This window comes from Sedimentibacter acidaminivorans, from assembly GCF_017873955.1.
GTDB classification, from domain to species: Bacteria; Bacillota; Clostridia; order Tissierellales; family Sedimentibacteraceae; genus Sedimentibacter; species Sedimentibacter acidaminivorans.
This window is the reverse complement of the sequence record NZ_JAGGKS010000002.1, coordinates 46161-59030: the sequence shown is the minus strand read 5'-3', so window position 1 is coordinate 59030 and position 12870 is coordinate 46161. Positions and strand designations below refer to the sequence as shown.

Below are 12870 nucleotides of genomic sequence, written 5' to 3'. Positions count from 1 at the left end.
TGATATAATAGAATGGTTAATTACGTACCTAATGAAAAAAGAAACAATTTTGTATATAATACATAAAATAATTATGAACTATAGGAGGAAAAAATGAGTTCAAAAATTCTTAAAAAAGAAAAAAATATAGTTACGATTGAATTTACAATATCACAAGATGATTTTGAGGCATCTGTGAATAAAGCATACTTAAAAGTAAAAGATAGTATTAATGTGCAGGGGTTTAGAAAAGGTAAAGCTCCAAGGCATATAATTGAAAAGAAGTATGGAAAGAGTATTTTTTATGATGATGCTCTAGATATTGCGATTCAAGAAGTATATCCAGTTGTTGTTAAAGAAAATGAATTGGATGTTATAAATAGCCCTAATGTTAATGTTGAAAAATTCGAAGTGGGCGAAGATATAGTTATAACAGCTGATGTTGAAGTTATGCCTGAAGTACAATTATGTGAATATAAAGGTGTTGAAGTAGAAAAGTTTGAAATAAAGGTAACTGACGAAGATGTGGATTCTGAAATAAAAACAATTCAAGATAAAAATGCAAGAGTTATAGAAGTAAGTGATAGAACCGTTCAAAATGGTGATATTTTAACTATTGATTATGCTGGATTTGTTGGAGAAGAACAATTTGAAGGTGGAACTGCAGAAAATCAATCACTTGAAATAGGTTCTAATTCATTTATACCTGGGTTTGAAGAGCAACTTGTAGGAAAATCAAAAGATGAAGAAGTGGAAGTTAATGTAACATTTCCAGAAGAATATCATTCAGAAGATTTAAAAGGAAAAGATGCTGTATTCAAAGTTAAAATTCATGAAATTAAAGCAAAAGAGCTTCCTGAAATAGATGATGAATTTGCTAAAGATGTTAGTGAATTTGATACATTAGAAGAACTAAAAATGGATACAAGAAAAACTCTTGAAGAGAAAGCAAAAGATAATGAGAAGGTAACAAATAATAACAATATAGTAACTAAAATTGTTAATGATTCTTTAGTTGAAGTTCCTGAAGTATTAATTGAAAGAGAAATTGACTATTTAGGAAAAAATTATGAACAACAGTTCCGTTCTCAAGGTTTCTCTGGTAAAGAAATGGATGACTTGATTAAATCTTTAGTAGACCAGTATAAGGCAGGAGCTAAGTCACAGGCTGAATTTAATGTTAAAGCTGATTTAGTACTTACAGCTATAATAGATAAAGAGAATATTAAAGCTACAGAAGAAGAGCTTGATGAAGAAGTAAGTAAATTAGCAGAATCATATAAAGTTGAAGAAGAAAGACTTGAAGCATTTAAACAAAGTATATTAGAATCAAGTAGAGGATATATTGAAGAATCAATTCAAAAAAGAAAAGTTATTGATATGCTTGTAGAAAATGCTAAACTTATAGATAAAGTTGAAACTGAAGTAAAAGAAGAAGAAAAATAATAAAATAGAGTAAATAAAGTAAGTAAATAAGGAGGAAATAAAATGGCATTGGTACCTTATGTGGTAGAACAAACTGGAAGAGGCGAAAGATCTTATGACATATATTCCAGACTTTTAAAAGATAGAATAATAATTTTAAGTGATGAAGTGAATGATGCAACTGCTAGTGTAATTGTAGCACAACTTTTATTTCTAGAATCAGAAGATCCAGACAAGGATATTCAATTATATATAAATAGCCCAGGCGGTTCAATAACAGCCGGTATGGCAATTTATGATACTATGCAATATATTAAGCCTGATGTTTCAACTATATGTATAGGAATGGCAGCAAGTATGGGAGCATTTTTATTGTTGTCAGGTACGAAAGGAAAGAGATTTGCTCTTCCTAATTCTGAGATAATGATTCACCAACCACTTGGTGGAATGAAAGGTCAGGCATCAGATATAAAAATTCACGCTGATAGAATAATTAAAATCAGAGAAACTTTAAATACAATAATTAGTGAAAGAACTGGTCAGCCTATAGACAAGGTTGAAAAAGACACTGATAGAGATAATTTTATGACATCCGAGGACGCTAAATCATATGGGATAATTGATGATATTATTGTTAAAAGAAATTAAAAAGGAGTGTTGTAATGGCCAAAAATAATGAAAAGCAAATAAGATGCTCTTTTTGTGGGAAATCCCAAGAACAAGTAAGGCGACTTATAGCTGGTCCAGATGTTTATATTTGTGATGAATGTATTGACCTGTGCTATAATATAGTAGATGATGATGTTGATGTTTTTGAAGATTATGATTTTTCTGAACTTCCAAAGCCAAAGGAAATTAAATCTAAGTTAGATGAGTATGTAATAAAACAAGATAACGCAAAAAAATCATTAGCTGTTGCTGTGTATAATCACTATAAAAGAATAAACCACAGGTTCAAGGATGATGATGTAGAGTTGTTAAAAAGTAATATACTTCTACTTGGTCCAACAGGTAGTGGAAAAACATATCTGGCTCAAACTTTAGCAAGAATGTTAAATGTTCCATTTGCTATAGCTGATGCTACGTCACTTACTGAAGCTGGATATGTTGGTGAAGATGTTGAAAATATATTGCTTAAACTTTTACAAGCTTCAGATTTTGAAATAGAAAGAGCTGAGAAGGGTATTATTTATATAGATGAAATAGATAAAATTTCACGAAAATCTGATAATCCTTCTATTACTAGAGATGTAAGCGGTGAAGGCGTTCAACAGGCACTTCTAAAAATACTTGAAGGTACTGTAGCTAATGTTCCTCCTCAAGGAGGAAGAAAACATCCACATCAGGAATTTATTCAAATTGATACTACGAATATTTTATTTATTCTTGGTGGTGCATTTGATGGTATAGAAAAAATCATTGAAAAAAGAATTGGTAAAAAAAGTATAGGGTTTGGTTCTGATATTACAGGCAACGTAGTTAAAGACAAAGAAATGTTATTGAAGCAAGTTCAATCAAGTGATTTATTGAAGTTTGGTCTAATACCTGAATTTATAGGTAGACTTCCAGTTATAGTATCACTGGATAAACTGGATAAAGAGGCACTTGTTAGAATTCTTACAGAGCCTAAAAATGCTTTAGTAAAGCAGTACAAAGAATTATTTAAAATAGATAATGTTGAATTAGAAATAGAAAAAGAAGCGTTAGAAGAAATTGCTTCAAAGGCTTTAGAAGTTAATACTGGAGCAAGAGGGCTAAGAGGTATTCTTGAGTCGACTATGACAGAAGTTATGTACGAGATACCATCTAGAAAAGATATTAAGAAATGTGTTATAACAAAAGATACGATTACTAATAAGAGTGAGCCTAAATTGGTTCTTAGTAAAAAGGCTTTAAAGGATAAAGAAGAAGAAAATGCATCGTAAAACTGCCTGCCTATAAGTAGGCAGTTTTTAGATATTATCTTACTTTACGACGAGGAGTAAATAATGATACAAAACTACAGTATAGAAAATAAAAAATTGCCGCTTATACCAATTAGAGGAATTGGGATTTTTCCTAATATGGTTATACATTTTGATATAGGAAGAGAAAAATCTGTAAATGCACTAGAAGAAGCAATGTTAGAGGATTCGGATATTTTCCTAACAGTTCAAAAAGAAGCTGATATTGATTCACCTAAAGAGGATGATTTTTTCGAGGTTGGTGTTATTTGCAAAATAAAGCAAATGATAAAAATGCCAGGGGATAATATTAGAGTTTTAGTTGAAGGATTATATAGAGCAAAAATTCTAGAAATCACACAAAATGAACCTTTTTTTGAGGTTAATATAGATGAATATGTTTATAACTTTAATATACAGATAGATGAGAATTTAGATGCTATGATACGATTATCATTAGAACAATTTGAAGAGTATGCATCAATATATTCTAAAATAGCTCCTGATGCAGTGTCATCATTAAAGGGAATTAAAGATCCAGATAAATTAGCAGATGTTATTGCTTCTTATGTTTATTTAAAACCCGAACAAAAACAAGAACTTCTGGAGATTTTTGATCCATATGAGCGATTAAATAATCTAAATAATTATATTGCAAAAGAAATAAAGGTATTAAAAATAGAAGATGAAATAAGTGAGCAGGTTCGAAAACAAGTAAGTGAATTTCAAAGAGATTATTATTTAAAAGAACAGATGAAGGCTATACAGAGAGAATTAGGCGAAGATGAAAATACGGAATTAGAAGTAGAAGAATATATTAAAAAAATAGCTTCAGCAAAAATGCCTAAGGAAGTAAAAGAAAAAGCAGAAAAAGAAATTGGACGACTTCTCAAAATATCCCCCTCTTCACCAGACTCAGGGGTTATTAGGACATATGTTGATTGGCTTATTGACATGCCTTGGGATAAAAAATCAAAAGATAATTCAGACCTTAAAAAGGCGAGAGGAATTCTCCAAGAAGATCATTATGGTCTAATGGAAGTAAAGGAAAGAATATTAGAATACTTAGCAGTGAAACATTTAAATAAAAGTATGAAAGGGCCTATACTTTGTTTTGTTGGACCTCCAGGTGTAGGTAAAACGTCTATTGCTAAATCTATTGCTAGGGCAATGAATAGAAAGTTTGTAAGAATTTCATTAGGTGGCATGAGAGATGAAGCTGAAATAAGAGGGCACAGAAGAACATATGTAGGTGCTATTCCTGGTCGAATAATTTCTTCAATTGCTAAAGTTAAAACAAATAATCCAGTATTTTTGCTCGATGAAATAGATAAGCTTGCAAATGATTTTAGAGGTGACCCAGCGTCAGCGTTATTAGAGGCATTAGATCCTGAACAAAACAATACATTTACAGATCATTATATAGATGCACCGTTTAGTTTGGAAAATGTAATGTTTATAACTACAGCAAATTCAACATCAACCATTCCTGAACCACTTCTTGATAGAATGGAAGTAATTGAAATATCAGGTTATACAGATGAAGAAAAAAGTAATATAGCACAAAAATATTTAATAAAAAAACAGTTATCAGAACATGGATTAAAAGATAAACAAGTAAATATATCTTTAAATGCCATCAATGAAATTCTAAGAAAATACACTAGAGAATCTGGAGTTAGAAATTTAGAAAGACATATAGGAAAACTAGTTAGAAAAGCTGCTGTTCAAATAGTAGAGAAAAATAAAAAATCTGTAACTATAAATAGTGGCAATATTAAAAACTTCTTAGGGTTACCTAAGTACTCATATGATGTTGCATATGAAGAAAACCAAGTAGGTGTTGTAACTGGCCTAGCATGGACATCTGTTGGAGGGGAAACACTATTTATAGAAGTAAATACTATGAAGGGTGACGGTAAACTTCAGCTTACAGGACAACTTGGGGATGTTATGAAAGAATCGGCAATGGCAGCTTTAAGTTATATTAAATCAAATAATGATAAATATGATATAGATGATAAGGTGTTCAAAGAAACTGACATTCATGTCCATGTACCAGAAGGTGCAATACCAAAAGATGGGCCATCTGCAGGAATAACAATAGCTACGGCATTAATATCTGCTTTGACTAAAAGACCTGTGAGACAAGATGTAGCAATGACTGGTGAAATAACTATTACAGGTAGAGTTTTACCTATTGGTGGTTTAAAGGATAAACTTCTAGCAGCTAATAGAGCTGGAATTAAAAAAGTAATTTTGTGTACAAAAAATAAAAGCGAAGTAGTTAAAATTGATTCTAAAATAATCAAATCGCTTGAAATTGTTTATGTTAATAGCATAGATGAAGTTATAAAAGAAGCAATGGCTTAAAAACATATAATTATTTACAAAAGCAGGTATATTAGATGACCTGCTTTTTGTTATAGCAATTGAATTCATTGGAAATATATGTTATGATAAATTTAATATCAAGAAAAAAGTTTCACATAACTGAAGTAGCCAGAAGCGTTATATATATTTTACAAAAAAATAACTTATGGAGAATTAAAAATTCAGTACATGGAGGGTATGATGAAAACTAAATTAGAAAATATGATAAAAGAATACGTTGAAAATTATCCTAAGAATAAGGATACTAAGAGTAAATGGAGAGAACCATTAATATCATATGCTGATGCAGATGATAAAGAATTTTATACGTTGAAGGAAATTGTAAGTCCAACACATGCTTTACCAAAAGATTTTTTGCAAGAAGCAACAACGGTTGTCACATATTTTATTCCTTTTGATGAGTCAATAGTTAAAAGTAATATAAATGATAAATATAGTTCGAAAGAATGGGCATTAGCATACATAGAAACAAATAAGCTTATTTTTGAACTAAACACATTTGTTATGAATGAACTTAAAAAAATAGGATATAAATCTAATGTTATTCCTGCTACTCATAATTTTAATGAGAAAAAACTAATCAGTGATTGGTCACATAGACATGTTGCAGTTATCGCTGGATTAGGTACTTTTGGACTAAATAATATGATTATTACAGAAAAAGGGTGTTGTGGACGAGTTGGGAGTTTTGTAACAGACATAAAAATAAATCCAACATCAAAAATAAAAGGTGAAAATTGTTTATATAAAAGTATGAATATATGTAAAAAATGTGTAGATAGATGTGTTAATGACGCATTAAAAATTGAATCTTTTAATAGATATAAATGCTATGAAATGTGTTTAGATAATGATAGATATCATTCACACCTTGGTTTGATGGATATATGTGGTAAATGTTTAGTTGACTTACCATGTTCAACAAAAAATCCAATAAATCGTTAATGCATTTATATGTTGTGGCTTATGCAAGATAATTTGATACATATTTTGAATAAACTTAAGAATGTATAAAACTTATTATCATGAGTAAAGTGGATATGAAATTTAGAATAGAATCATATAAGCAAGGGGAAAGGTATGAAAAAAAAAATAAATAATCTATCTGATATCAAAATAGAAAATATTAATTTAATTATTGATACTATAAAGAATAATAAAGGTATTACGAGAATAGAATTAGCGAGTTTATCAGGTCTTAGTGGTATGAGTATAACAAGGATAGTTTCTTTGTTGTTAGATAATGACTTCATATATGAAGATGGAGAAATTTCAAATAAAAGGGGTAGACCTGCAAAGCTATTACATATTAATCCTCGAGCACTTTATACATTAACAATATACATAGATGTAAACACCCTTATAATTGCAGTGGTTGATTTAAATAACTTAATTATACTTCAATCTAATATTAATTCCAATGATATAAGTTCAATGGAAGACTATATAGATGCAGCATATGAAGGATATAAAGAAATGATAAGAAATTACAGAGATATAAAAGAAGGTATTAAGTGTATTTCAGTAGTTTGCTCAGGAGTAGTAGATAATAAAAAAAACGAAGTAATTATTTCGGCCCAGCTCAAGTGGAGAAATGCTAAAATAGGTGATTATACAAGAAAAAAATTTGGGATTACCACAATTGTAGATAATGATGTTAAATCAGCTTTAATAGGGGAAATATCCAATAATAGCAAGTATAATAACATAAATCTAGCATATATGGATATTGGATACGGTATCGGTGTTGGATTATGGATAGGGGGACAAATACTTAGGGGAACTAATAATAATGCAGGAGAGATAGGTCATATAACTATAGACTACAATGGATTGCAGTGCGAGTGTGGAAGAAGAGGATGTCTAAATACAGTACTAAATATTAAATCATTTATAAATCAAGCACAGGAAAATGATAATAACATTACTTCCATAGAGGATATTGTTAATAAATACAAAGCACATGAAAAGTGGGCTATTTCACTAGTAGATGATGTTTGTATGTATTTTTCCATTGCTATTAATAATATAATAAATGCTTATGATCCTGCTATTATAATAATAGGAGGCAAATTTATTGATCAATTTAAGGGATTTTTAGATATTATTTCTTCGTCACAACATTTTACCCAATATGGAAGTTTTAAGATTGATGCAGATATCCAGTTAAGCTCTATGGGTGAAAAATCATACATAATGGGAGGTGCTATAAATTCTCAAAGGTTGATATTTAATAATTTGTTTAGTTAGGTAATTATAAGTTAATATCACAATTAACTTTGATTGCAATTATAAAAATTGGTATTGACATTTTGTTTTATATATTATAACATGGTGTTAATAATTTAGGGTTACATTGTCGCTTCAAAATATTATTTAATAATGGGATGTTTTGAAAATTCAGTTTATGCCTTAACTTTATAAATAGCAGAAGTGTAGAAAAGGATTTAATATATGGAAATAGTAATTAAGAAGGATTACGATGAAGTTAGTGAATTAGCAGCTAAATATATGTTAGATGTTATAAGAAATAAGGAAAACGCCGTTTTGGGACTTCCAACTGGAGGTACTCCTATTAGAATGTATAATATTGTTGTTGAAGAATATAAGAGAAAAAAAATATTATTCAATAATATAAAAACATTTAATCTAGATGAATATATAGGACTATCAAAGTTAAATAAACAAAGTTATTATTATTTTATGAATAAGCATTTATTTTCATACACGGATATAAAAGAAGAAAATATACATACACCCAATGGTATGACAAAAGATGTACTAAATGAATGTATCAATTATGAAAATAAAATTAAAGCTGTAGGGAGTATGGATATACTATTTCTTGGAATAGGACAAAATGGTCATATAGGGTTTAATGAACCTGCTGATTTTTTTGAACCTTATACACATAAAGTAATACTTAAAGAAAAAACGGTTAAGTCTAATTCTAGATTTTTTGAAAAAATAGAAGATGTACCTGTGACTGCTATTACCATGGGTGTAAAAACAATTCTGTCGGCTAAAAAAATTGTCATGCTTGCAATTGGTGAAACAAAAGCAGATGCAATATCAAAAATGGTGAATGGTAAAATTACACCACAATTACCAGCATCAATATTGCAACTTCATAACGATGTTACAGTAATAGTTGATGAAAATGCTTCTAAGTATTTATAACAATATAATAATAGCGTGAGAGGAGATATATTGAGTACTTTAATTAAAAATATAAGGTTAATTACACCATATGAAATTTTATATGGTTATGGGGTGGTAGTCGACAAAGGTATAATAGTAAATATCGATTTAATAGATAATATACCTAGTAGTTTAATAAATGTAGTCATTGATGGAAATGGAAAATATTTATCTCCTGGTTTCGTAGATATTCATAATCATGGTAACTCAGGCTACGATTTTATGGATGCAACAACTGAAGCAATAGATAAAATAGGTCAGTATCATTTGAAAAATGGAGTTACATCTTATTTAGGTACCGTTTTGACGTCTTCTTATGACAATATAATTAGTGCTTCAAAAACAATATCTAACTATGAAAATAAGGAAAATTCATCGCAGATATTAGGAATTCATTTAGAAGGCCCTTTCTTTTCAAAACAAAAAAAAGGAGCTCAGCCAGAACAATATATAGTTGAGCCTGAAGTGGATTTAATAAAAAAAATTAAAGAACTAAGCAATAATAAATTAAAAATGGTTTCAATAGCACCAGAGAAAAAAGGCGCAACTGAGGTTATAACATACCTGAAAAACAATAATATTACCGCTTCAATGGCTCACAGCAACGCAACATATAATGAGGCTAAAAATGGTATAAATCATGGTGCGACAGTGGCGACACATCTATATAATGGCATGAGAGAGTTTAGTCATAGAGAACCTGGAATAATAGGCGCATCATTACTAGATACAAGGGTATACTGTGAAATTATATATGATAGAATACATCTGCATGACGGTGCAGTGCAAATAGCTTTGAAAATGAAAGGTATAGATAAGATAATTCTAGTTTCTGATGCCATGAGAGCGGCGGGATTAGCTGATGGAGTATATGAACTAGGAGGACAAAAGGTTGTAGTAAATCATGGAGCTGCACGCTTAGAACATGGGAATTTAGCAGGTTCAACACTAAATTTAAGAACTTCAGTATATAACATGGTTCATTTCTTGAACATTCCAGTTCAAAATGCAATCAGGATGGCTAGTTTAAATCCAGCTACGGCTATCGGATTAGATTATTGTAAGGGAAGCATTGAAATAGGAAAAGATGCGGATATGTTAATTTTTGATGATAATATAAATATATCTTTAAGAATGGTAGCTGGGAAAGAATTGAAATTATAGTTAAAGTATTCGACAAGGCAAAATGTCGAATACTTTTTTTGTAACTTTATTTTTTGTTTTTTAGAATTTAAACATCGTGGATTTGGCATTGACATAAATACATAATCATGGTAAAATTAAAATCATATATTTAATAACATTATGTTATTAAATAAAATAATTAGAGGGGAAGTTAATTTATGAAAAAAATAGTTGTTTTATTTATGGTTATCTTAATGACATTTAGTTTTGTATCATGTACAAACGATACCAAGCAAGAAGAAACAGCAGCTAATGTAGAACCGAACCAAGAAAACACAGAAGGAAAAAGTGAAGATGTTAATATGACAATAGCAGTAAATGCAGAAATAATTTCACTTGATCCACATAATTTATCAGATACATTGTCAGGATCAGCTGCTGATACAATGTATGAATCGCTTTATGATTATAAACTTGATATGAGTTTAGAACCTGTTTTAGCTACAGGTTACAGTGTATCAGAAGATGGATTGGAATATACTTTTAATATAAGAGAAGGTGTAACATTCCATGATGGAACTGAATTAAATGCAGAGGCTGTAAAGTATAATTTCGATAGGGTTATGGATGAAGAAAAGAATCTTAGAAGACGAAGAAACTTCTTATATGTAAACAGTACAGAAGTTATAGATGAGTATACAATACTAATTAAATTAGATTCTCCATTCGCACCTATGATCAATAGAATTGCTTCTCTTTCAGTAATAAGTCCAACAGCACTAGAGGAATATGGAGATCAAGGTATTCTTACAAATCCAGTAGGTACTGGGCCATATACATTTGAAGAGTGGACACCAGGAGATAAAATGGTTGTAAGAGCTAATCCTAATTACTGGAAAGAAGGACCAAAAATTGATACACTTACATTTAAACCTGTAACTGAAAATGGTGCTAGGATAGCTATGTTACAAACAGGAGAGGCAGACTATATATATCCAATGCCAACAGAACAAGTTAAAACTGTAGAAAGTGATGAAAATATAAAGGTAATAGAGGGTCCTTCAACTATTGCAAGGTTTACATTTTTAAATATGACAAAGGATATTTTTTCAGATGTAAAGGTTAGACAAGCTATTAACCATGCTATAAACAAGGAAGCATATGCTAAAGTTGTTAAGTCGGGATACGCTGTACCACTTACTTCTCATGTTCCTACTACAATAGAATATCAATCTCCTCAACCTGAGTATGAATATAATGTAGAGAAAGCTAAGGAACTTATGAAAGAAGCAGGATACCCTGATGGATTTGCAACACATATCTGGGCACCAAACGATACTGAAAACATGAAGGGTATGCAATTTATAAGTCAACAATTAGCTGAAATAGGTATAGATGTAGAAGTGATTCCAATGGAAGAAGGAACACTATCAGATTCTATTTATAGTCCACAAACACCAGAAGAATCAGAAGTTAATATGTGGTATGTAAGTTGGTCTGCATTTGATATTGATGGTGCAACTACTAGATTGTTCCATAGTTCTAATATACCTCCAACTTCTCCTAATGTATCTTATTATATGAGTGATGAGGCAGATAAGCTTATGGATGCAGGTGCAACAGAAGTTGATCCAGTAAAGAGAGCAGAAATTTATGCAGAATTACAAGAAGTTATTTGGAATGATGCACCATGGATTTTCCTAGGATCGGATGTTTTGTTATCAGCTAAGAGAGCAACAACTGAAGGTATATTTGTTGATCCAAGTGGAGGAATAATAGCTACTGAAGCATCAACTACTAAATAATTAGTAAAGCTAGATGGTAGTTAAGAAATTTTAGCTACCATTTAATTTTTATTGGAAAGTGGGGTAAGAAGTGAAACAATATGTTTTAAAAAGACTATTAAATATAATTCCAATAATGTTAGTTGTATCAATAATAGTATTTATGTTTATTCATTTGATACCCGGAGATCCAGCAAGGATTGTAGCTGGTCAAAAAGCAACATTAGAAGAAATTGAGATAATGAGAGAAAAACTAGGACTAAATGATCCATATATTGTTCAGTATAAAAATTTCATGGTTGGTGTATTTTCAGGAAATTGGGGAACTTCTATTAAGTCAAATTTACCAGTTTGGAATGTTATAGTACCAAGGATTAAGCCAACTTTAATTCTTGCTATATTTTCAATAATATGGTCTGTTGTTGCAGGGATAAGTATGGGCGTAATCTCTGCTATAAAAAGAGGTAAATTAATTGACTATATTGTAATGGTAGGAGCAACATCAGGTATATCTGTTCCATTGTTTTGGCTTGGACTTATGCTTATGCAAATTTTCTCAGTAAAACTCGGCTGGTTTCCTACAACAGGAGTAGATAGTTTTTCATCCTACGTTTTACCTTCTATTACTCTAGGAGCAGGTATTACAGCTATGATTGCACGTTACACTAGATCTTCAATGATTGAAATATTAAAAGAAAATTATATTAGAACCTCACGAGCAAAGGGTCTTCATGAGTTTATGGTTATAAATAAACATGCCCTTAGAAATTCGCTTGTTGATGTAATAACTATAGTAGGATTGCAGTTTGGATTTTTATTGGCAGGATCAGTATTAGTTGAAACTGTATTTGCAATACCTGGTCTTGGCAGGTTGCTTATAGATTCCATATTATTTAGAGATTATACAGTCGTTCAGACGGTATTGTTAATTTTCACATTCCAATTCATTATAATAAATTTGATAGTGGATGTGCTTTATGGAATAGCCAATCCAAAAATTAGATATGAATAAGGGGAAA

At 30.3% G+C, this 12870-nt stretch carries 10 protein-coding genes; all 10 read left to right on the top strand.

What is annotated here, in order from left to right:
• The first annotated feature begins 93 nt into the window (after nt 1-93).
• The 10 genes from tig to J2Z76_RS03440 all read left to right on the top strand — a co-directional run bounded on the left by tig (nt 94) and on the right by J2Z76_RS03440 (nt 12863).
• The gene (tig, locus tag J2Z76_RS03485) at nt 94-1425 is read left to right on the top strand and encodes a trigger factor (RefSeq protein WP_209510618.1); all 1332 of its coding nucleotides are present in this window, start codon (nt 94-96) and stop codon (nt 1423-1425) included.
• A 42-nt stretch (nt 1426-1467) separates the two neighbouring features.
• Nucleotides 1468-2052, top strand: a complete 585-nt coding sequence (gene clpP / locus J2Z76_RS03480; RefSeq protein WP_209510617.1) for an ATP-dependent Clp endopeptidase proteolytic subunit ClpP — start codon at nt 1468-1470, stop codon at nt 2050-2052.
• 14 nt (nt 2053-2066) lie between these two features.
• Nucleotides 2067-3329 (top strand): ATP-dependent Clp protease ATP-binding subunit ClpX, encoded by a 1263-nt coding sequence (gene clpX, locus J2Z76_RS03475; RefSeq protein ID WP_209510616.1) that lies wholly within the window; start codon nt 2067-2069, stop codon nt 3327-3329.
• A gap of 63 nt (nt 3330-3392) precedes the next feature.
• Nucleotides 3393-5720 carry an endopeptidase La gene (gene lon, locus J2Z76_RS03470; RefSeq protein ID WP_209510615.1) on the top strand — a complete coding sequence of 776 codons (2328 nt, stop codon included), beginning with the start codon at nt 3393-3395 and terminating at the stop codon, nt 5718-5720.
• A 201-nt stretch (nt 5721-5921) separates the two neighbouring features.
• Nucleotides 5922-6686, top strand: a complete 765-nt coding sequence (locus J2Z76_RS03465; RefSeq protein WP_209510614.1) for an epoxyqueuosine reductase — start codon at nt 5922-5924, stop codon at nt 6684-6686.
• Nucleotides 6687-6821: 135 nt separating this feature from the next.
• Nucleotides 6822-7991 carry an ROK family transcriptional regulator gene (locus tag J2Z76_RS03460; protein WP_209510613.1) on the top strand — a complete coding sequence of 390 codons (1170 nt, stop codon included), beginning with the start codon at nt 6822-6824 and terminating at the stop codon, nt 7989-7991.
• Nucleotides 7992-8195: 204 nt separating this feature from the next.
• Nucleotides 8196-8921 carry a glucosamine-6-phosphate deaminase gene (gene nagB / locus J2Z76_RS03455; RefSeq protein WP_209510612.1) on the top strand — a complete coding sequence of 242 codons (726 nt, stop codon included), beginning with the start codon at nt 8196-8198 and terminating at the stop codon, nt 8919-8921.
• Nucleotides 8922-8951: 30 nt separating this feature from the next.
• On the top strand, nt 8952-10106 hold the full coding sequence (gene nagA, locus J2Z76_RS03450; protein ID WP_209510611.1) for an N-acetylglucosamine-6-phosphate deacetylase: 1155 nt from the start codon (nt 8952-8954) through the stop codon (nt 10104-10106).
• 179 nt (nt 10107-10285) lie between these two features.
• Nucleotides 10286-11872: a glutathione ABC transporter substrate-binding protein gene (locus J2Z76_RS03445; protein ID WP_209510610.1), complete on the top strand. Its 1587-nt coding sequence runs from the start codon at nt 10286-10288 to the stop codon at nt 11870-11872.
• 70 nt (nt 11873-11942) lie between these two features.
• A complete protein-coding gene (locus J2Z76_RS03440) occupies nt 11943-12863 on the top strand; it encodes an ABC transporter permease (protein WP_209510609.1) in 921 nt (306 codons plus the stop codon).
• Nucleotides 12864-12870 lie beyond the last annotated feature (7 nt).

Coding starts and splice junctions, on each gene's coding strand:
- tig (WP_209510618.1), top strand. CDS start 94: ATGAGTTCAAAAATTCTTAAAAAAGAAAAAAATATAGTTACGATTGAA.
- clpP (WP_209510617.1), top strand. CDS start 1,468: ATGGCATTGGTACCTTATGTGGTAGAACAAACTGGAAGAGGCGAAAGA.
- clpX (WP_209510616.1), top strand. CDS start 2,067: ATGGCCAAAAATAATGAAAAGCAAATAAGATGCTCTTTTTGTGGGAAA.
- lon (WP_209510615.1), top strand. CDS start 3,393: ATGATACAAAACTACAGTATAGAAAATAAAAAATTGCCGCTTATACCA.
- J2Z76_RS03465 (WP_209510614.1), top strand. CDS start 5,922: ATGAAAACTAAATTAGAAAATATGATAAAAGAATACGTTGAAAATTAT.
- J2Z76_RS03460 (WP_209510613.1), top strand. CDS start 6,822: ATGAAAAAAAAAATAAATAATCTATCTGATATCAAAATAGAAAATATT.
- nagB (WP_209510612.1), top strand. CDS start 8,196: ATGGAAATAGTAATTAAGAAGGATTACGATGAAGTTAGTGAATTAGCA.
- J2Z76_RS03445 (WP_209510610.1), top strand. CDS start 10,286: ATGAAAAAAATAGTTGTTTTATTTATGGTTATCTTAATGACATTTAGT.